Source organism: Desertivirga xinjiangensis, assembly GCF_024436435.1.
Taxonomy (GTDB): Bacteria; Bacteroidota; Bacteroidia; order Sphingobacteriales; family Sphingobacteriaceae; genus Desertivirga; species Desertivirga xinjiangensis.
In genome coordinates this window covers 593,517-616,791 of record NZ_JAFMZP010000004.1, presented here as the reverse complement: position 1 = coordinate 616,791, position 23,275 = coordinate 593,517, and the positions used below count along the sequence as shown (strand labels likewise).

12 protein-coding genes are annotated in these 23,275 nt (G+C 42.1%); 1 reads left to right on the top strand and 11 read right to left on the bottom strand.

Features of this window, described 5'->3' with window-relative positions:
- Positions 1-165: 165 nt before the first annotated feature.
- The 11 genes from J3P37_RS13735 to J3P37_RS13685 form a co-directional block, all read right to left on the bottom strand.
- The gene (locus J3P37_RS13735; protein WP_256011851.1) at positions 166-2,199 is read right to left on the bottom strand and encodes a T9SS type A sorting domain-containing protein; all 2,034 of its coding nucleotides are present in this window, start codon (positions 2,197-2,199) and stop codon (positions 166-168) included.
- Between the two features lie 273 nt (positions 2,200-2,472).
- Positions 2,473-3,801: an Ig-like domain-containing protein gene (locus tag J3P37_RS13730; protein ID WP_256011849.1), complete on the bottom strand. Its 1,329-nt coding sequence runs from the start codon at positions 3,799-3,801 to the stop codon at positions 2,473-2,475.
- Between the two features lie 58 nt (positions 3,802-3,859).
- Positions 3,860-5,296, bottom strand: a complete 1,437-nt coding sequence (locus J3P37_RS13725) for an Ig-like domain-containing protein (RefSeq protein ID WP_256011848.1) — start codon at positions 5,294-5,296, stop codon at positions 3,860-3,862.
- A gap of 5 nt (positions 5,297-5,301) precedes the next feature.
- Positions 5,302-7,239 (bottom strand): alginate lyase family protein, encoded by a 1,938-nt coding sequence (locus J3P37_RS13720; RefSeq protein WP_256011847.1) that lies wholly within the window; start codon positions 7,237-7,239, stop codon positions 5,302-5,304.
- An 18-nt stretch (positions 7,240-7,257) separates the two neighbouring features.
- Positions 7,258-9,045, bottom strand: coding sequence for a RagB/SusD family nutrient uptake outer membrane protein (locus J3P37_RS13715; protein ID WP_256011846.1), 1,788 nt, complete (start codon positions 9,043-9,045; stop codon positions 7,258-7,260).
- Positions 9,046-9,052: 7 nt separating this feature from the next.
- On the bottom strand, positions 9,053-12,190 hold the full coding sequence (locus J3P37_RS13710; protein ID WP_256011844.1) for a SusC/RagA family TonB-linked outer membrane protein: 3,138 nt from the start codon (positions 12,188-12,190) through the stop codon (positions 9,053-9,055).
- 22 nt (positions 12,191-12,212) lie between these two features.
- Positions 12,213-13,973 carry a RagB/SusD family nutrient uptake outer membrane protein gene (locus J3P37_RS13705; RefSeq protein WP_256011843.1) on the bottom strand — a complete coding sequence of 587 codons (1,761 nt, stop codon included), beginning with the start codon at positions 13,971-13,973 and terminating at the stop codon, positions 12,213-12,215.
- An 8-nt stretch (positions 13,974-13,981) separates the two neighbouring features.
- Complete coding sequence (locus tag J3P37_RS13700; protein ID WP_256011841.1) at positions 13,982-17,107, bottom strand: SusC/RagA family TonB-linked outer membrane protein; 3,126 nt, start codon at positions 17,105-17,107, stop codon at positions 13,982-13,984.
- 431 nt (positions 17,108-17,538) lie between these two features.
- Positions 17,539-19,164: a GH39 family glycosyl hydrolase gene (locus J3P37_RS13695; RefSeq protein WP_256011840.1), complete on the bottom strand. Its 1,626-nt coding sequence runs from the start codon at positions 19,162-19,164 to the stop codon at positions 17,539-17,541.
- Between the two features lie 207 nt (positions 19,165-19,371).
- On the bottom strand, positions 19,372-20,796 hold the full coding sequence (locus J3P37_RS13690; protein ID WP_256011838.1) for an arabinose isomerase: 1,425 nt from the start codon (positions 20,794-20,796) through the stop codon (positions 19,372-19,374).
- Between the two features lie 114 nt (positions 20,797-20,910).
- On the bottom strand, positions 20,911-21,999 hold the full coding sequence (locus J3P37_RS13685) for a mandelate racemase/muconate lactonizing enzyme family protein (RefSeq protein WP_256011837.1): 1,089 nt from the start codon (positions 21,997-21,999) through the stop codon (positions 20,911-20,913).
- Between the two features lie 85 nt (positions 22,000-22,084).
- Between J3P37_RS13685 and J3P37_RS13680 the strand changes: the two genes are divergently transcribed.
- Positions 22,085-23,236, top strand: coding sequence for a DNA-binding transcriptional regulator (locus tag J3P37_RS13680; protein ID WP_256011836.1), 1,152 nt, complete (start codon positions 22,085-22,087; stop codon positions 23,234-23,236).
- Positions 23,237-23,275 lie beyond the last annotated feature (39 nt).

Here is a 23,275-nt window from a genome sequence, read left to right as displayed (position 1 = left end):
GCAATAATCGACGTAAATCCAGCGAAATAGTTGAAATAGTTCCCCCGGAAGTTGTTGGTTAGACTTAAATAGCGATATAAAGTAAAGCACTATTCAGTCGATATATTGCGCAATAACACAAAAAAAAGAGGGTACTTATTTAGCACCCTCTTAAATAAAATATTTTTATTTTATTATTAATTGTTTCGAAACGCCATTTACGTTTACTATATAAGTGCCTGAAGCCAGGCTGCCAACATTTACCTCTTGTTCTCCTTTGACTTTCGCGCGCTGGTATACTTGATTGCCTGTTAAATTATATATGCGCAATACGGATTCGACTGATGATTCAGGTATTGAAACCGTAAACTGATTATTTACTACAGGATTAGGATAGATCTTTAGATCAGCCGCTGACAAAGAAACTTTCACCGTAGCAATTCCTAATACTTCCGTTTCTCCGTCGGTATCTACCTGCGCTAAACGATAATAATTAACTTGCGAAAGCGGATTTGCATCCACAAAAGTGTACTCAGAAGGCCCCTTTGCTTCAATTCTGGCCAGGAAATCGAAGTTAATTCCGTCAGTGCTTCTGCTCAGGATAAAATAGTCGTTAGAGGTCTCAGTAGCTGTAGTCCATTTTAATTCTGCAGCACCTTCCCTGCTTAACTTTGCAGTATAGTCTTTCAGCTTAACCGGAAGTACACTGGCATTTCCTATTGCATATGTGGCCCCGCCGGCATCCATAGCTACATTGCTGTATACCACCTGCCTGTCTGTACCTGTACCAGCGGCAGGGATTGCCGAACCCAAGTTATCCCATAGAGAAGTTCCTGGATTGTACCTGGCCAAAACCATGCTAGCCCCTGCATCGGCATTCGGTCCAGCCTGACTATCATTGTAGCCAAAGGCAAGTGAAGCAGCAGCAACAGGCACTGAAGGTGTTATCGTCCAAAAATTACCGATAGCATAACCTGGTTGAGGAAGTGGATTTGTACTGGAGCCAGAAGCGCCAACTGTTAATACTTCTGTACCTCCGGTGGTCACCTGCACCGGATTATAACCAGAAGAAGTACCTACCCAAAAATTAGTTGCCGTAGTACCGTTGAGTTTCCTGCTATAAGTGGAGCCGTCAGCAAGACTGAACCATGAGGGGCCAGCGGCTCCAATATTTGTTGAATTGGCGCTCAATGCTATTCCTGAACCATCTATCCGGCCGCCAGCGTTAACAATAATGTCCAGACTTTGAGTGGCCTGTGCTTTTCTTATATAAACCTCTCCTCCCATCTTAAAAAGGCCAGCTGGCCCTACTTCGACAAGTAGACTTTGAGTAGTACCCGCATTGCCTACGGTTGCGCTACTTGTTGTACTTAAATTGACCCTTCCGGATGAGACATCCAACGTTCCATTAATATTATAAGTGTAAGGACAGTGGTTGCCAGTAGGCTCTTTATTATTAGTGTTATTACCTATGTGAAACCAGCCAGCTTTGATAACAACCGTTTTCCCTGCATTAATGGTAAGGGAACGAACCGAAGTAGGTTTGCTAAACCCTTCCACAGAAAGAACCCCGCCAGTACCTCTTAGCTCCCAATCCTGGTCAACTGCTATGTCTAAAGTTCCCGTGCTACCATCACCAACTGACACCCCTTGAAAACGAGCAGTTCCTGTTCCTGTCATTCTAAAAGTTCTGATATGATCCCCAGATACAAACAATGCGGGTCCTTGAGCTGTAGTTCCTGAAGCCTCTCCAAACTGTCCGTTATTAGTCAAGATTACATTGTTAAGACCGGCAGAACCATAAAATGTCGCTCTATTTCCATTTGCTGCAGAATTAAACACTCCGGTCGGAGTGATTTCCGCGTTACCTCGAAAATAAGAATTCGCCCCAAATATAAAAGTTCCTGACACCAATAAATTTCCCCTACAATCTACAGCAATTGTTGAAGTCAAGGTTCCATTTACGGTTAAGTTCAGACAATTTCCCTGGGGGGTAGACAAAGTAATGTTATGCCCGTTGGCTATAATCACATCATCAGTCGCCGTTGGCACAACCCCGCCACTCCATGTCGCTCCGGTATTCCATTCGCCACTTCCCACAGAAGTTCTGGTAGCCGCCAACAATGGCGCAGACACAAATAAAGGAGCTAATAGACAGAACACACTTTTAATAAGCATACCCCTTAAAGCCACTAATTTTTTTGAGTAAAGAAGTTCCATAATTAAATCTAAAAGGTTAAAATTTTGATTTTAGCTTGACTTCTACCGGATCCCGAAGCTAATCAGGTTATTAAAGGAGGATTTGAAGTTCGGCTTGCAATTAGTATATATCAAATATATACACACTAAACCGGATTAGCAAGTGTATGTTTAACGTTTATGGAAATTATTTCGTCTTCATTAAAATAGATAAGGAGTAGTATGTGATAATAAAAAAAAGCGGGTTGTAAAGTTCCAACCCGCTCTTAAGTTCAATTAAATGGCAACCATTCTTTACCTGAATCTTATCCAGTCTGCGTTACAAACCCAGGTACCTCCACTATTCCGGAACACCAAACATATGGTTGTAGAGCCCGTTAATGCAGCTTTAGCAGTCGCATCCAGTTGAGCGGAATAAACAGCATATTTTCCATCAGCAGTCAAATTGATGGTAGTGAGCAAAGCACCGCTACTATTCCCAACCCTTACCTCAACCCTTGGTGTGGTTGCACTGCCATTACCTTGGGCTCTGATGTCAACATTGTCAAAACTTCGAAGATCATTTACTGGATTATTCTCATAGAGGGCAAACTTTCCACTCCTAATTGAACCTATCCCTTGTCCATTTTCATAGTTTGTTGCATTAGTTTCTTTCCGAACCCCCTGTGACGCATCAGTAGACGTAAAATCTTCAGCTTCGATTTTAAAGGTTGGTAAATTAGAAGTAACTATTGCGGTTGCAGTTACATTGCTGCCATCCGTAGCTTTTGCTGTAATTGTGGCCGTTCCACTTCCGGCAGGTCTAACCACACCGTCTTGTACTGTCGCTACAGTCAGATCACTGCTGCTCCATTCTAACACTTTATTAGTAGCACCAGCAGGTAAAATGGTAGCTGTTAACGTTTCACTTTGGGTTTTTTGCGTAAAGTTAATAGTAGTCGTTGAAAGTGTGATGTTCGAAACCAAAACAGGATTTACTTCGATCTCAATTTTATTACTCACCATACTTTCATCGGTAGCTACCGCAGTTATAACTGCTTTACCTGTGCCTATTGCTGTGACAGTACCATTTTCATCAACTGTGATAATAGCAGGATCACTGCTTGTCCAGTCAAGAGCCTTTTCGTCTGCTTCAGCTGGTTGTATCGCAGCAACAAGGCTTACCTGCTCGCCTACATCCAGTTTTCTGTTGCCGCCCTGCATACTTAAAGCAATATCAGAAACGAACTGGTAATCTACCGCCACGCGTATGGTAGAAGACAAGCCGCTTCCATCTTTTGCTGTTGCAGTAATATATGTTTTGCCACGGCCTACAGCAGTTACCTTTCCTTCTGCAGATACCGTCGCAACATTACTGTTGGCACTTTTCCATTCCAAAGCTTTATCGCTGGAAAAAGTTGGCAGAACTGAGATCTTCAATGTGGCTGTATCACCAGCAGATAAACTCAGACTTCTTTTGGTGAACACCAGTCTTTCAACCTTCGTTGGCTCTGTTTCTTCGGGCGCCACCGTATCTTCACCCGACTTTTTACAGGCGCCAGCCACCATTATTAAAGCAAGGAGATATATTGACACTGATGCCCGTATATCTTTAATTTTTAGAGTAAAATCAGATTTCATCATAATCTCTTTTATAAGGGAAAGAAAAGGTGCATACATAAATGCATGCACCTGATTAATATTATTTAAACTCGACCCAATCCACATTGATCAGCCACTCATTGTTTCCTTTAAATACCAAACAAATAGTAGTTTCTGCATCCGGATTAGTTATCGCCGACTTATCGATAAGCACTCTCCGCTTCTGCAAAGTCTGCCATCCACCCGTGTTTTGATACACCACGCTACCCAACAAGTTGCCGTTAGCACTGTTTTCTCTGATCTCTACCGTCACGTTTCCAGTATTAAGACTACCTGCATTAACTTCCATGAAAGTAAAATCTTTGAGTTTCAACCTGTCATTGTCGAATACAGCAGTATAGTTATTTCTGATACTACCAATGCCACCGCCATTTGTGTAATTTGCATTCGTTTCTGCTTTAACATTTCCGGAAGTGAATCTTTCTGCCTCTATACGTTTTGCGCTGGCATTGTTAATTACGCCAACAACAATCGATGCGGTAGCGCCAAATTCGTCAGCAGCAGACGCAGTAATTGTTGCCTGCCCGGCACCCACTCCTGTAACTACCCCGTCTTCACTTACAGTTGCGATGCTTTCGTCACTACTGCTCCAAACAACCTCTTTCAAATTGGCGTTAGCAGGTAAAATTGTTTCTACATGGAGTGTTGTGGTACTTCCTATAGTTAACAGGTCGAGCGATTTCTCAAGAAGTGTGACAGAGGATACAGGTATGTAATCAATAGCAAGAGTAACGACACCAATTTTGCCTGTACCATCTGTTGCTTTGGCATATATCTTTACTATAGAAGACTTCAGGGCGGTAGCTTTACCATTCGCATCCACAGTAGCAGACGTGGGATCTGCACTTTCCCAGATAATGGTTTTGTTGCTGGCATACACCGGCTGGATCACGATCGCTTGATTCAAATCCAACTGCTGACCTGATGTCATTACCAGCACCCTGCTTTTAAAACTAATAGACTTTACCAGAGACTTTGAATAATCGCCCGGAGCAGCTTTGAGCTGCCCTCTCAAAATGCCTTCCGGAAACTTTTTAGTACTCAGTACATAGTATAATTTTCCAGCCAGCAGATCGTCCATTGAAGATTTCCGTAATCCCTGTATTCCCGACAAGCTATAGCTGAGGGTTCCTGATGCTGTGCTGCTGTTAAGATTAACGAATTGCATAGGATCGCCAAGATACTCCTCTCCAGCCGGGCCATAAAACCTTAAAGAGGTAATGGTATCCTTTACTGTTGTATAGAGATTGTTCCAGCTGATCGAAAAATTAAAACTGTTCGTTCCTACAGCATACATCCCCTTAAAGTTTGCAGTGGCTCCGGTTGGCTTGATCATTTCAGGAACCATCTGGTGGCTGTCGCCATCGCCAGTTACCGCATATGCCATAGTATCTTCTGAATTTACCAGTTCACCACCTTTAGTGCAGCCTTCAAAAAAGACTGCCAGAAGTATTATATAAATAGCTATTCTTTTCATGATCTCTATTGATTACCCATTTTAACATCGGTGAATGTTGCTGTTGCCAACTTGGTTTTGTCGTCAGAGTTAGCAAAAAGGCCTATATACATTTTTGCGCTTTGAGGCAAAGTGAACACGTTCATTGGTGTCCAAAACTCGCCCGTGTCAGAACAATATCCCATCACCCGGTTACCTCTTCTTTCCAGCTTCAACCAGAAAGGAACTCTCCTGGTACCCATTGGCCCGTCAATAGCAAAGTAGTTTACAAAATCATTACTACTGGCTGTAAATCCTCTGGATTGTATCTGAATACCATTAGTAGAGGTAGTGCTCGTACTGCCAGCCGCCATACCTAAGAGTACATAACTGGCATTGTCCGTCAGCGAGGTCCTTATCATCAAGCCCGCTCCGGCTCCGGCTCTAATGCCATCATTCACGCCATTAGTTACAGTCATAAAACCGTTAGCCAGGTCTAAACTAGTCACTTTTGCAACAATTGCACCATCACCCGTTAATTCCTTATAAGCGAAATGAACCGGTTCTGAAGTAGCATGGTTGCTAGTCAGCCATTTATTATACCACATATTCCAGGTACCGTCCATAGGTATTACATTACCGGAACCTTTCACCGTCCATACACCATTGTTGTATGCAGAACTTCCCGGAATACCGACTGTCCCGATTCCAGCCATATCTATATCACTCAAACCGCCTGTTAAAGGATTCATCACAAAGGGGGCAGGTAAAAGGTTTGATGGAATTGTGGAAGCCGTTGAACTGGCTTTCTTATTAAACAGAAACTTGCTGGGATGCGGATTCAGATGGTTCAGGTATTTCACAGCATTTGGAGCCGGAACACCCAGGCGTGCATAAGCACTGCTGATCAATGCATATCCATTGGGATCCCAGATCTTTTTACCTCTGTCAGCAGCACCGCCGTCCTCGTTAATGGTAAGATACCAGTCGTAACAAGCGCCATGAGACACCTGGTATTCTACCGTTTCGCCTAAATTATAGCGGCTATGGTATTCAGCCATTGCCAGAATGCGGTTATTTAACTCAGAATATAGGTCCAGTCCCTGTATCCAGGCACTTTCTGCAACTTCAGCGATAGACGCAAAAAATCCATAAGCATGACCAGCGTCGCGTCCGGAATCAGGATTTTGGCCACTAGGTAAGGTGGCAATAATACCCGCACAGGCATCATTATGATAAATATCTAATACCTTATTATAGAAATCACGGTCGTCGCAAAAAATAGCCATCGGCATAGCGCCCATCAATTGTATTGCACCCTGGTTGGCCCTGCGTATTACACCTGTATTTATATTTGTTAAAGGATAAAGCATGTTTTTGCAATAATCCACACAGGCGTCGTTAAGCTCTTTAGTCCAACCGGGATAGGTATACTTGAGGATTTCCGCACCAGCCATCATATAAGGGCCGCCGTATTCGCAGGCCAGGAAATACGATTCGTGATGTCCCCATTGTTTATGGGTAGTGGTCCATCCCTTTAACATCCGCATGGCATTCCCGGCATAGGTTGTGTCTCCGGTAATATACCACTGTACAGCCTGATAAAGGATCGCGGTCGCATCATTTTCATACGCTGAACGATTCAAATTTGCATCATCACTTCCAGATCCCCTGCTCACTTTAATAAAGGGACCACGCGGCACATAGTCTATTTTAGCAAAGGTGCTGGCACTAAAAGTGAGATACTCGGGTGTAGAAGCTGACCTTTGTTCTCTTAAATTGTTCAGATCCTTTATGCTCAGTAGTATGCCTGGATGTTTAAACCCAGCATCGGAAACCACCTCCTGCCCTGTAACCTGGTTTCTGTAAGGAAGTTCAACGGTACCGTAGTCCAGTTCTTTTCTGCAGGAGCTACTACTGAATGCAATGGTTATACCTGTTAAAAGAGTACAGATCCAACGCAGTTTATTGTTTAATATCTTCATGGCTAATATTTTCTATTTTTAATAACCCGGATTTTGTTTTAATGAAGGCGACTTTGTGATCTCGCTTTGTGGTATCGGCCAGAAATACATGGCTGTATTGAACACGTGCTTTCTGTTCACAATCTTCTTATAACTATAAGAACCATCTGCTGCCCTCGTAATCTCCATTCCATGGATTTCCCGGTTCTCTGTCACAGGTGCGATCTTCCACCTGCGAACATCCCAGTAGCGGTGCTCTTCATAAGCAAACTCCACTTGCCACTCATTCTGGATAATTTGTCTGAGTTCTTCTTTAGTGTGTACCTTCTTTTTTAAACCATAATAATAAGCCCCCTCTGGTATTCCTGCTCTCTTACGTATTTCTGCAAGCCAGCCATAAACATCGTCAGAAGGGCCATATAACTCATTTGAGGCTTCTGCAGCCGATAGCAGTATTTCAGCATAACGTATTAGCACATCAGGCCTGCTGTTTTCTGAGCCGCCCGGCACAGATTGGTCATACAGCATCTTTTTGGCATAGTACCCGGTAGCAGTCGCACCTGATTTATAAATTCCATCCAGGGAAGCACCGCTTACCGATGCATTGCCTTCCGGTATTACTCCCGTATAAGTCCATACTTTAGCATCTGTATAACCTGTAAAAGACCGGGAAGAACCGTTATAAGTAATGGTATGGTAGAAACGCGGATCCCGGCCTTCATACATTTTATTAGGATCGGTATCGCCCTGATAGCCAGATTGCGGATCACCGATAGGTAAACCATTGGTCATGCCAAAGGCATCAACCAGTTCCTGAGTAGGAAAACCAGATGCAGAGTTTTGATAGCCCCTGCTTAGCGGGTTCCAGGTAGTCTCTAAATACCTTCCTGTAGTTCGCATGAAGGCAAAAATATGCTCAATATTTGAACCTGTCTGATTTCTTTGCAGAAACATATTGTAAAAATCCTCTGAAGTTCCGCTGGCCTGATAAAGGTTGTACATATCCAGATCTATTACATCTTGTGCAGCATCTAAAGCGAGTCTCCATCTGTCTTCAACGTAAGTGCCATAAGACACCAAATGTTCCGGATCGGATAAATCGCTTGCTCCATTTACCAATGGACTTGCTGCATAACGAAGGGTTCTTGCCTTTAAAGCGAGCGCGGCGCCGCTTGTTGCTCTGCCATAGTTATTTACATCGTAAGATGGAGGCAATAAAGCTGCCGAAGCATTACATTCGGCCACAATATAATTTACACATTGTTCGTAGGTACTACGCGGAACATCTATCTTTTCCCCCTCATCAAATACCTTGTCGCCTATTAACGGAAACCCTCCATAAGTTTTCAACATCATAAAAGAATACCAGGCTCGTAAAAACCTTATTTGCCCCTCTAATTGATCCTTGTAATTGCTGGTCACTGGAATTTTGTCTTTATTTCTCAGAAAAAGATTTGCGGCCCGCACTTCTTTGTAATACAAGGTCCACAGTTTGGTATCCGTATTACTTGGATTAGCAGCACCTGTAATTATCAACAGTGAGTATGGAGGCGCACCTAAGGTAAAGGAAAACCCAGCCTCATCGGAAGCTGATGAAAAACCGTTTCCGCTATCAAAACGTGTTGTTGGATTCCATGAAAAAGAAATATTTGCGTACCTGCTGTTTACAAAATACTCTGCTCTGGCACTATCGGTAAATGCAGCATCTTCGTTCAGGTATGACAAGGTTTCCTTCTCTAAAAAGTCCTTTTTACAGGCGTTTAACAGCAGCATTACCATCATTACTGAGAGTAACAAGGATGTTTTTGTTATTCTATGTTTCATCATCTTCATGTTAAAAACCAAGTTGAAATCCGAAATTAAATATTGCCGTATTCGGGTACACATCACCAGTACCTGATGCTACTTCGGCATCCTGCTCAAATTTTCCCATATTATTGATATTGACCAGGTTATAACCATTTCCATAAATTCTGGCATTCCTTATAAAAGCATTTTTTGGAAGCCACGATTGCGGTATATTGTAACCAAGCTCCAGCGATTTTAACCGTACATAACTAGCGTCGGCAAACCAAAAGTCTGAAAGGTAGTTCCAGCTATAATTTGTTCCTTTAGAGTAATCGATTCCAAGACGTGGATAAGTTGCAGTATTCGCAGTCGCAGGAGTCCAGCGTTCCAAGTGCCACTCGCGGAAATTGCTGAAGTAAGCATCACTACCTTCACCCGCTACCCTAACGGAATAATCCCAGGCCCCTTGTACTAATGCATTCAAATAAAAACCTTTGAAACTGGCACTTAAATTTAACCCAAGTGTAGTTGTAGGTACCTGTGGTTTTCCAAAATAGGTTCGGTCTGCAGATGTTATCGCACCATCACCGTTCAAATCTTTATACCTAATATCTCCCGGCTGCACCAACGCACCAGAATATACCGGAATTCCTGCCTTTATGTTACCGGATGCATCAAAATCATTTAGTTGATAAAAACCCATTGAAATATAACCAACAGGTTGGCCTATCTGGGTACCCGTTCTCGCCAGGTAAGGAAAATCCGGCGATTCACTAACATAAACGATTTTATTGATTGCATAAGAAGCATTTAGGCCAATAGAATAATCCACATTACGAGTTCTGCTTCTATAGGTCAAAGATCCATCGAACCCTTTGTTAGAGGTCTCTCCTATGTTCTTTTTGGGTAGCACCTGTCCTATGATGAGGTTCACATCACCCTGATCGATCAGCTGATCGTAACGAAAATTATAAAAATAGTCGGCGGTCAATGCTATTTTACCATTAAACATATTCACGTCCATACCTATATTGGTTTTTCTTTCCTTCTCCCAGGTTACGAAACGATTTACCAATGCCCCTTCTGCAAGTCCGTTAACATTTCCTCTTGCTCCGGATGAAACTGCACCTGTTCCGAAGCCAAATTCCCCTGCCTTATCATTTTGAGTATATATAATTTCTTCTTCAACTTTTGTCGGATAGGTTGCATCGCTACCTACCAAACCATGAGAAGCTCTTAGCTTAAAGAGGTCGAAGAATGGAAAGGCATTCTTGAAGAATTTCTCTTCCGATAAGTTCCAGCCTATAGATGCTGCAGGAAAGATACCGTACCGTTCTTCTTCTCTGAACACATCGTTACCATTCCTCGCGATATTAAATTCGAGTAAATATTTTCTTTTAAAATCATAACCCAGCCTTAAGGTCGACCCTCGGTAATTCACTGAAAGCGCCTCTTTATTAGAATAACTCCGTTGGTTAAACATCCCCAGACCATACACGTGATGATCGCCAAAAACGCGATCATAGCTCAATAGAGCCTGCAACACGATAGTATTATTAAAAGCATCGGCACCTGTATTCAAAGAATAAGGCACATATTTATATTTTGTTGCATCTTTTATGGTGTACGTACCTGACTCAGAATCGTAAAAAAAAGAAGGCAGATCGGTTAAGTTTCGGGTAAGGTTACGATATTCATTGATATTACTGGCGTAAGAAAGTGTTCCTTTGGCCGATAATCCTTTTGTGATAAACTCAAGCTTTTGATCTATCCCTCCAACTATGTTAAAGTTATTCATGAATGATCTTTTATAGCCACCATTGGCCAGGCGATTGATAGGATGCGCTACACCATTTCCACTGGGGAATACACCATAACCGTAGCTTCCATCTGGATTTGTAACAGGCATAGCCAGCGAGGGTAGGTAGAAATATGAATAGAGTTCCCGGAAAAGTCCGCCGACATTCTGTACTCCTCCGGGGTCGTTCTTGGTTTCGAAGCGCCCATTGATGTCAAACCTTAATTTCATAGAACTGATAGGAGTGATATCCAGGTTGGATCTGAAATTGGTGCGACGGTAAAAGTATTTGTTATTAACGTCATCACCGGCTACCGTTGGTGAGAACTGTTTCAATTGCCCGTCCTGGGTGTAATAACCCAGGGAGGTAAAATATTTTACTTTTCCCTTTCCGCCGCTAAAATCTAAATTATAACGGTTTTGAGCAGACATTTTATCGAACAATACGTCAGACCAGTTTACATTAGGATGTCCAAAAGGATCGTTACCATTTTTATATAATTCCAGATCTTCTTGTGAGAATGGCAGCGTAGGAATACTGGAGGATCCATAACTATCATTAATAGTTGCCTCGTTTTTCAATAAGGCAGTAGTATACGCATCCAGAAAAGTCGGCATTTTTATAAAGCGGTTAAAGCCGAAATCTGAGGAAAAATTAACCTGAGGTTTTCCTATAGATCCCCTTTTGGTAGTAATCACCAAGACCCCGTTTGCTCCCCTTATACCATATATAGCGGTGGTAGAAGCATCTTTTAGTAAAGTGACGGATTCTACCTCATTCGGATTTAACTGTTGCACCTGGCTATATTCATATTCAATATCGTCGACAATAATCAAGGGTTTTGTATCTCCGTTTAAAGAATTCACTCCGCGGATATAAAAAGTCGCAGCATCATTACCTGGTTGTCCCGATCCTTGCTGTGAAAACAAACCAGGCAAGCGACCGACAAGCGTATTCTGCAAACTAGAAGTTGGTATTCCCTTAATTTCTTCTCCCTTAATTGCACTGATAGCACCGGTGTTAGTAATCCTTTTCTGTGTACCTTGCCCAACAATAACTACTTCTTCCAAACCTTTGGCGTCAACTTCCATGGTGATATTTACAACAGAACTTTCGCCGACAGGTACTGTTTTCGTAAGATAACCCAAAAATTTAAACTCCAGTTTATTGCTGCTTCCTTTGAGGGCTAACCTGAACTTTCCTTCGGCATCTGTTCTGGTTCCATTACCTATTACACCACTTTCTAAAACAGAAACGTATGGAAATGGTATTTTTAGGTCGTCGAGTACCCGGCCGGTTATTACCCGTTCTTTTTGCTGCTGCGCATACAAGTGATTAATGGGCAATAGAGCAATAAGTATTAGTATAAGTTTGATTAATTTCATTTCCGATCTTCTTTTGAGATAATTAATAACCATCATTCTGCTTCATATTCGGATTTACCAAAATTTCCCTATTCGCCACAGGTAGCCTGTACATACCTGGGAAGAAAAACGGCGTGGCAACAGGCACCTTGCTGTACGATAATGTTCCATCGTCGGCTCTTGTGATTTTTACACCATGCAGCACGGCGCCATTTCCATATTTTGTTTCGGCTATTTTCCAACGGCGAAGATCCCAGAAGCGATGTTCTTCAAATGCAAATTCCACCCTCCTTTCGTTGCGGATAATTTCCTGCATTTTGGTCTGATCCACAGTGCCGAAAGCCTGGGCAATCGTACCAATACCAGCCCTGGTACGCACCAGATCCACCGCCTCAGAGACTGCAGGAAGCGGCCCGGAATATTCGTTCAGCGCTTCGGCATAAGAAAGCAGAATATCTGCATAACGCACATAGACCCAAAATGAGTATTCTGTCTGGTAAGGCGTTGCGGTAAAGGCTGCATTCTCAGCATCATTCGCTAAGAATTTTTTCGCATAGTAACCAGTTTGGGTTTGCACCGGCTTAGATACTACATTTGGCTTGTCTGCACCGCCCTCGTAAGTGGCAACATCCCTTTTTAGCCACCGGGAGCCATTGTAAAAGATAGTCTGATTCAAGCGGGGGTCTCTGCCTGCGTAAGGATTATTGGAAACATAACCCGATTGGTCATCATATATTCCCTTACCGTTAACCATAGGAAATGCATCGACCAGTTCCTGTGTTGGACTCACCAGCCCGTTGCAATCCACATTATTTACTCTATACCCTACCGGAGACATCCGGTAACCGTATTGGTTGGTATTTCCGCCACCTTGTCTGAAAAGAATATTTTCAGTATTGACCCTGTACATAGCCAGCGTCCATCTGCTTGGCTCAAGCTTAAATAAATTCAGGTCTATGACATCTTTAGCGGCCTTAGCAGCATCGTTCCATCTTTCTGCATCATAACTCGTGTAACCAGACAGCGGATTACTGTTTCCTTCCGGAGAATTAAATAATGGGCTGGCAGCCAGCAGCAATATTTTGGCTTTTATTGCCAGGGCACCGCTTTTTCTCATCCGGCCTGCATCCGGATCTGTACCTTCCTTCGTGCCTTTGCCGTCTCTGGACACCAGACTTGCATCAGGACGTAAATCGTCTTTTACAGCTTCCAATTCAGCCACTACATAGTTTACAGATTCTTCGAACGTGTTACGCTTGATCGTATATAGCTCCTCATCATTTGCTTCAAACACTCTGTCTCCAATAAGAGGTATGCCACCATATCTTTTAATCAGCTCATAATAGAACATAGCTCTTAAAACCCGGGCTTCGGCAGCAAACCATTTCGGACGGTTCGGATCTGCCCATGGCACACGCTGATAGTTATTAAGAAAAGAATTTACGACACGGATACCCCTATACATGGAGGCCCAGTTATCATCAAGCAAATTGTACTGATTATATCCCCCGGTAATAAAATTCCAGCTCGTGTTACGTGAATCGCTGGGAACAGCATCATCTGTGATACAATCCAAAGGCACCCCGTTGATACGGGCGTATCCCTGAGGCAGGTAGGTGTATGCTTTCGCCAGGAAACGCTCCGCATAAGATCCGGTTACATCTGTTTTATCCCAAACATAATCTTCTGTAATATTATTTAAGGGCTCGTCTTCGAAATCATTTTTGCATGAGCTTACCAGCATCAAAAATCCTATCAAGACAGCCACCGGGTAAAAAACCAATTTTTTATTATTCATCATCATTTATAGAATTAGAATTTCACATTTACACCAAAATTCACCGAGCGCATAACCGGATACGCTCCCCCTAATGCTTCAGGATCAATATCATCCCTCACCTTAAACAGCTCAGAAAAAGTCAGAAGATTTTGACCGTTCATAAATAAGCGGACATAGGGTAAGCCTATCTTTTTGCTGACAGCATTCGGCAGGGCATAGCCAAACTCAGCATTTTTCAATCTCCAGAAGTTGGCATTTTTAATCCAGTAGGTAGAGGTCTGTGTATTATTCACATTATTACCTATCCAGGCACGCGGTTGAGTAGCTTTTGAAGCAGTTTCCGGTGTCCAGCGACCCAGATTATATTCAAAAGCATTTCCCATCCCCGAGTTTCCAAAAGCCCTGTAGGCTTCAGTGTTGATATCTGCGGTCCTGTTACCAGTACCATAAACGTGCATATTAAAGTCAAAAGACTTATAGTTGAAACCGAGGGTAGCACCATAGTACATCACTGGCTTACCATGTCCAATATCTCCTCTATCATCATTATCAATGGTTCCATCACTGTTTCGGTCTAAATAGCGGATGTCGCCGGGACGTATTAAACTTCTGCTTGTACCGCTCAAAATTGCATTAGCCGGGTCATTGATCTCATCATAACTTTGCCATAAGCCGGTGGCCACGTAGCCCTCTTTGACTCCCAATGTTTTTCCGGTTAATCTCTGCCACTCATATTCCTTTGGCAGCTCGCCGACGTATCTTATTTTCGAATCAACTACTGAGAAATTTGCTATGATAAAATAACTGAAATTGCTAACACGGTTTTGCCAGGTGGCCGAAAGATCCCAACCGCTGATATCATATTTTGCGATATTTTGAGTAGGATAACCATCTATACCAATGATATTCGTTTGCCTTTCAGGTGTCGTCACCATGTTATAAAACTTGTTGATGTAGTAATCTCCTGTAAAACTTAATTTATTGTCCCAAAGTCCAAGATCAACTCCTAAGTTTAATTTGTTTGCTTTTTCAGCCTCCAGCTCGGGATTGGTCAAGCCCCCTTCATAGATAGATTGAATTACACTGCTATTTTCGCCCCACCAATAATAGCTATGATTACTTGTGGCGCTGGTATAAGTTTGCAAATAGGTGTAGTAGCCTGTGTTTGCAAAACCGGTTTTGCCGTAGTTGGCCCTAAGCTTTAAATTACTTATGAAGTTTAAATTATTTTGCACAAAATCTTCCTTATGTACATTCCATCCTAAGCCGCCTGCCCAGTACAATCCCCATCGTTTTCCAGGCGCTAAGCGATTATAGCCGGCGTAGCTTCCAGCTGCTTCTGCCAGGTATTTACCCTTCCAATCGTAAGTAAGCCTGCCTGCAAAATCAGTATAGTTTTCCGGAAGATGACCGGAGGAGTATAACATGGTACTTTGCTGGTTCGCCACCAGCATGGCTCCCAGATTGTGATCACCTATCTTCTTTTCGTAGCCCAGTGCTCCTTCCCAATAAGTTACACGCGACCGAACACCGGCAGCACCAACTGAAGTTTGATTGGTGTTTGTTCCCGAGGGAAGAAAATTGGTATAACCACCATTGCCATTTGCCTGAAAAACAGCAAAGTTTTTTGCCCTGGTAGTAAGGTAACTAGAGCTATTATTATAAGATCCCTGTACTTTAAAATACAAACCTGAGGTCAGTATATCTAATTTCTGGGTCAACTGAACATCTACGGCCAGATCCCGTGCATCTGTAAATCTGTAACCTCTTTTTAATGACTGTCCGTAAATATTCGTGTTATAAGTATATTGTGAATTACCGGCAAGTGAGCCGTCTGCATTGAAGACTGGATAAGCTCCCCGGGGAGTATTATACATGCTGTTGAATATTCCGGAAACACCTGCACCCGGCTCATTATTCCTTTGGATCCGTCCCAATAAATTAATTTGTATGGCGGTTGATTTTGTAATATCTACACCCAGATTGGAGCGCATGATATAGCGCTTTAGCTGCGCGTTGGTATTGTACTGATTTTCGTCAATGGTTTTTAACAGACCATTTTCGTTCATATAATCTGCATCAACATAATACCGGAAGCCCGTTCCGTTGCCCTGAACGTTAAAGTTATAACGACTCATTAATGCCTGGTCTTTTAAAACAGTATTATACCAGTCTACATTGGGATGTCCATATGGATCGTTACCTTCATAATATTTATAAATATCATCTGAACTATAGGAAGCAGTGTTTCCATCGTTTTTTCTTGCCTCATTATATAGTGTAGCATATTGCCAAGCATTCAGGGGCCTTGGCAGAACTGTCGGCGACTGCAAAGCAGTTTGGGCCGTAAAAGATAGCCTGGGAGTGCCGCTATCGCCTTTTTTAGTAGTGATAGAAACGATCCCACCCGAAGAACGCTGCCCGAACATTACTGTGGAAAGCGCATCCCTTAAAACTGAGATAGATTCAACCTGCTCAGGATTGATAGATAGGAAATTTCTTTGCACACCGTCAATCAAAACAACATTTCCCCCGCGTGAATTCCTGACACTGAACCAGGTACCGGCTGCATCAATACTAGGAGCTCCATTGTTAAAAGTGATATCCAAACCGGCAATACGTCCCGGGATAGCCTGCAAGAAGTTTGACGATGGAGTAGTTATTAATTGATTGTTATTTACAGAACCGATAGACTGGATAAGGGTTTCCAGAGGCTGCCGGCCATGCAAAACCTCCACATATTGTTTGCTTGCGGCAACAACTGCACTATCAGTAGATTGAAGTTTACCTATACGGGATGAGAGATAACGGTTATTCAACCTTACAGTGAAAGCTTTTGCAGCTTTATTTTTTATACTTCTGATATAAAAATTCGGATGGTTAAAGACCAGCTCTTCATTTGCGGCTGATAAAATATTGAACTTGCCATCAGCATCAGTAACCACAGATGATCCTGAATTTTTAGCTTTCACTAAAACTCCCTCTAATGGTTTTCCGTTATTATCAATAACGATCCCCTCAGCTTTTTGCTGGCTCTGGCAAAAAGCAGGATTTATAAGTCCGGAAATTAAGACCGGAAATAGTACAAACAGCAAGAACTTCAACGAAAAAGTTGAACCCGAGTTTTTTTCTTGCTTTTTCAAGTAAAAATATTCCATTATTAAATTGGTTAATTATTCTTCTTACACTCTTAGTTAAACCCATAGAAGGGTTGCCAGCGGCACTCTGGAAAATTCTGTCAAATCGGCTTAGCTATGCTCATCATATATAAGTTTGTGGCTATAATATCTCGCATCCAAGAACTATATTGAAGGCACTGATCTCAAATCAAAGCTTTGCAGATTAGGTTGTTGTATAATAATTGGATATTCAAACTTAAATAAACTAAACCGATTTAGTATATTTATTTTCATTTTTGTCAATCAGACAATTATCTATCAGAATATTTAACAAATTGATTGAGTTCAGCTCAATATTTTTGTTTTTTGTTAATTTGACACTTAAAAAGGCTAAAGCCTAAGGGTCTGATACTACAAAATCACCTCATTAGCTTATTATGAGATGATTTTATAGAACTACCTTTGACTAGTTATAATTGCTTTAACAAGACACACTCCCATGGGCTTAACTCTCTCTTAAAGATTAAAGTTCCATCGGCATCCGCCTTAACAGTAGTTTTTACCGTGCCCTGAGCCAAATTTTTCAATAATTGAGTTGTTTCCCTGTTAGGAGATTGGGGAGAACCCAGTTCTTTATATTTAGCCATGATATTACCGTTCGTATTATTTAAGATCTCGATTTCAAATAATGCATTAGGCTCCAGGTTTTTAAAAGTGACATCCAGTTGTTTAGAACTGGCCTTCATGTAAGAATTAACGTGTTCTGCTGCCGGCACCTTACTTTCAAACTCTTTAGGATAATTAAATGCTATTGCACTAATTTTTCCATTTTTAGACGAACGGCTTACAAATAATGGATCTGTATAATACAATTTTTCGTCGCCCAACTGGTGCAGCATGCGGTAACCATGATAGGAAGGCTTCACAATTCCCTGGTAATTAATCAGACCGAAACCGCCGTGAAAAATTGTTTCGCCCCCTCCTTTTTCTTCGAAAATATCAGTAAAAGTCCAGTACATCAGAGAATTTGCAAGCCCTATGACATCTAAGTTCACTTTTATCAGGAAAGCTGCCGGAGGTAAATGATCGTGCATTTGGTCACGACTATTCGGACTGGTACTCCATTCAGTTAAATGGATCTCTGCGTTCGGGTATTTACTTTTAGCCAGAATCTTTCGTAACCAAAGGATATCGTCTTTCGTTGAGTTGATATAACGCGTTGCTCCCCTTCCTCTGCCGGTTTCCGGGTCTAAAGCATAGTCTGTTGGATAAGGGTGAGTAGATATAAAATCCACGGGCAACTTCTCTCTTTTACAATACTCCAGGAAATCTTCAATCCAAACGCCTTTCCATTGCTTGGTATTGATTACATCGTCTTTCCAGAATATAGACTTATTTTTATCATACACTTCACCATCAAACCTGCTGTCCGATACAAAGTTACTGGTAGACGGCCCGCCCACCCTGTAGCGGGAATCTACAGATTTCACTGCTAATGCAGATTCTTTATATAACCTGAAATAATCACTTTTTGTACCATCTAAAAATCCGGGGTTTAGATTGGGTTCGTTCCATACCTCAAAATACCAGGTTAGAACTTCTTCTTTCCCGTAGCGGTCAGTTACGTGCTGAGTAAAAGCCTTCACCAGATCATGCCATTTGCCAAAATTGTTCCGGTCTACCGAAATATTTGCCTTCCACCAAAACTGAGTTTTACTATTTGCTGCAGCGATATCTTTTGGAAAGAAAGCTAATTCTACAAATGGTTTTACCCCTAAGTTCAGCATCCGGTCGAAAAGCTCATCAATATACTGCCAGTTATAGCTTGCTTTTCCGTTCTTTTCGAAATACGGAAACATATCATCATGAAAAAGGCCATGAAAACGTACGTACTCAAAGCCATGGTCTCTTTTCACCATTTCCAATTGCTCTAACCAGCCTGCACGAAGTCCTTCATTTGCCCTGCCAGCACCCACGCCTTTGCTCCATAAGTGATCAAATTTGTCACCTTTCTTTTTTACATCGACAATTTGGGCTTTAACACTAAAAGAAAACAGAAGAAATGCTCCTGAAATAAGTAACGTTGTGATTTTCATTAATCAATTGTTTGCTTTTGGCAGCTAATGTTTAGAAACTTGTAATTTTTGATGGTTTAACTCCAGCATGCCAGTTTATAATCAGGGGTAAATATAAAAACTAAACCGGTTTAAAAAAAAGCTTTTCGTTTTTTTAATGAAAAATCCTTTCTGATGCTCAAAGTTTTACAACGTATTTTCAGACATATTTTTAATATTTTCTAGCTGTTAACAGACCTTGATTACGTCCATATTAAGTAATGAGCCTAACTTTTCTATCCTGGTACTGATATGCCCCAAACCTACAGCACAATGATGGGCAGGGCCGTGGCTGTTCCAATCGTTCACAAACCTTCTTGCGCCGATACGAAACTTATACCTGGAATTTGTATTGCCAATTTCCAATATCGGACCGGCTACCGACTCTCCTTCGGCTACCAGCAGCATCAGTTTTCCTCCTTTTTGCTCAACGACTGAAAGTAATGTTACCGGTCCATTTTTAACCGACATTTCTACAGAAAGTCCATTTCCAACTTTTCCATGGTAAACACCAAGCGGACGGACCTTTGTTTTTCCTTCTGCTATCGCGATGTGTCCCGGGCCATCATGTCCCATCAATACAACATCCTCTCTAAAGTCCATGGCATAGTATTCAGTGAAAGATCCGCCCGCTCCAAAACTATCCATAATTTTCATCGCCTGGGCATTTTTGATCTCGTATTCACCGGCTACAGGAATATTTCTTGCGGTTAATAATGAATTACCAAGGATAATGGAACTGATAGTGTCTTCATTATCAATGCTCCCTGTACCTTTGTAATAATAAGCCATAGAACCTAATTTATATTTTTCTACCAGTTTATCTAATGCAACCGAAGTCTTTGCGGCTCTTTCCAATTCTGTTTCAGAACATTCAGGCTGTACATCAAAGGTTTCGCGGAAATGTAAGACCCTTTTCTTTATTTCTTCGGGGCTCACTTCTTTCCTGATTCCGGCAAGCTCATCTACTTCTATCAGTTCTACATGACCGCCAAAATGGGCATATTGCTGTGTAAGATCACTGTAAATATCCAGCATACCACTGTAACAATGACCCATACATCCCAGGCGGTTGTACGCCATAGTATTGGCAACCTTTGCCGCCTCTACCCACTCAAATACCTCATCCCAGCATTCCTTATCCTCGTGCAGCATCCCGGTGATCTGGTGGAATTTGATACCGGTGCGATTAAATACATTAGCAATTTCCGGAACCGGGCAGGCAGAACAATAGGCCAGCCATTCGCCGGTCATCTTAGTCCGGTCAGTCATTTTGTTAAATGAAGTATAATCTATCGCAGCATCCGGCGACAGGTTAAGGATGATTACCGGAACTTTTGCCCTTTGCACTACCGGTAATACCGTTGAAGACAGTGCATAGGTGGAAACATACAAAAATATGATGTCTACATCCTCTTTTCTGAAAGTACTGCCTGCTGCAAATGCCTTTTCTGCATTATCTATTAAACCCAGGTTAAGCACTCCCGGATGTATTGCTGAAATCTTATCTTCCACTATTTTTAAATAGCCTTCAAGCCGTTCTTTCAGTCCTTCAAATTGCGCCCAGTAGGTATCTAAACCGATGCCGAATAGGCCTATCTTTAATTTTGACATGTTTACTTATATCTTCAATTCTGCTATAATTAATCTAACTAACCCGGCATCTCCGCTAGAAGCTCACAATTGCTCCTCCATCTACAGGTAATAGTGTAATGAAAGCTACTAATCTCACAATACAATCTCAGTTAAAAGCTCATCAATAAAATTGAAGCCCCAACCCGGACCTTCATGCGGATAAGCGAATCCATCCTTTACCAGCATGGGTTGGTCGATCAGAGGATCGATCCAGTCAAACGATTCGACACCTAGTCCGTTTGGCACAGAACAAACCAGGGGAACATCGTAATCCTTATAATAATGTGGCAGCACCGGCACATGATAACTATTAGCCAAAGCTGCACTTTCACGCCATGCCTCAACGCTACCTATGCGAAGCAGATCCGGCTGCCAGATGTCGATAGCTCTTCTTTGCAATAAAGAAACTAAAGGCAGGGTATCGTACTCCCGTTCTCCCATGGCCAGCGAAATGCCGGTTTGCTGTTTAAGAGATTGATAACCATCAAAATTTTGATGATGCAAAGGCTCCTCAAACCAAAAGATATCCAGTTCTCTGGCTGCATTTGCCAGCTGGATCGCTGCAGGTAAGGTCATTCCCTGGTTAGCATCCATCATAATATTCACTTCCCTCCCTACTGCATCGCGAACCAATCTTAATCGCTCAAGGTCTGTGCGCCAGTTTGGAGAACCAACCTTGATCTTAACGGCGCGAAAACCTCTCTCCACATAACCTGAAACCTCTTCAATCAGGTCGTCGACAGAATATGAGATCCAACCGCCGCTGCCATATATAGAGCATTTGTCGCGATGAGTGCCCAAAACTTTGTTGACAGGTTGTCCCAGATACTTTCCCCAGGCGTCCCACATGGCAATATTAATAGCCGCCTGAGCCCAGCGATTGATTCCCTGGTTTCCAAAATACTCCGACAGGTCATCAATTTTTTTAATAACCTTGCCTGTTTCGTGTGCCGCATAACCTTTTATATGGGGAAGCAAGTCCTTAAAAGCGCCTCGTATCGCTGCAGGCGAGTACTGAAAAGAAAGCAGATATGATTCGCCCACAATACCATTTTCAAGCTGAAGGCGAAGTACCAGGAAAGAAATCTCGTGAAGAGTATGTGTAGCGTCGGCAATTGGCTTTTTCAGCGCAGCAGTTGCTTTGTATAACTTGTAATCCCGGATGGTTACAGAGGAGCTCATAATGATTTTTCTTCAAAGGTATGAATGCTTCGATGCCGCATTTTAGCCTTTTTTGGCTAAATTACCGCCATTTAACTCCCTTACTGTGCAAAGGAAAAAAGTTTTTGTCCATCTTGATTCAAGTCGTGGTTACAGCCGCGATCTGTTAAGAGGTATTTATGCCTATAATAATAGTATATCTCACTGGGACATTGTTTTTGAGCCTGCCTATTTCCTAAAAAACGACAGACGGAAGAACGACCTAAGTATTATTCGCCGGGTTAAACCAGATGGATGCATCCTCGAGTTCACAGAAAATGTATCTGATCTCATCGAAATGGGTATTCCCATCATCCAGATCACTTCAGTAAATCATACGGCAAATATACCTTATGTTAAAGGCAATTATGAATCTGACGCACGCATGGCGGCGGAGTATTTTCTGGGCAAAGGCTTTAAAAACCTTGCTTTTTTTGGCATTCATGGTTTAGATTGGTCGGAGGAAAGAAGAAAAAGCTTCAAAAGATCGGTTCAGGAGTCGAAGGCCGACTTTTATGAATATCTATTAAGTGGAGATGAAGCCGATGTTCTATCTCACAACTTTGACGAACTCGAAAACTGGTTAAAGGGCCTGCCAAAACCAACAGGCCTCTTGTGTTGTAATGACGACTTCGGACAAATATTGATCAATTCATGTTCTAACGGAGGCATAAAAGTACCTCATGAAATTGCAGTACTAGGCGTGGATAATGATGAACTTCTTTGTAATATTACCTATCCTAATTTATCAAGTATTGCCCGAAACCATTTCAAAACAGCCAATACGATTTGTATAACCCTTAACAGGATGATGGACGGGATTAGAGATCAGGAAGCTATTATTTATACTGAAGCCCTGGAAGTCATCGAAAGAACTTCTACAGACACCGAGGCAGCCAGAGATGCCGGCGTTTCAAAAGCTGCGGGATTTATTTCTAAAAATTTACATCATCCATTGAAAGCCAGCGATGTTGCTGAATATACCGGACTCTCGATAAAAGCCTTAAACAGAAAATTCAAAGCTTTAAACGGCAATACGGTTTCTGAAGAAATTCAGCTGCGAAAACTGGCAAAATTTAAAAAACTGCTTACAGCGAATTTTAGCGTAAAACAGATAGCCCTTGAACTTGGATTTACTGATATAAGCCATGTGAGCCGTTGGTTTGTTAACCAGGAGGGGATCACGCCGACAGAATGGAAGAGAAAATTTTCTATTTGAAATATTTATAGTAGATAAACGACAAAATGACAACATAGA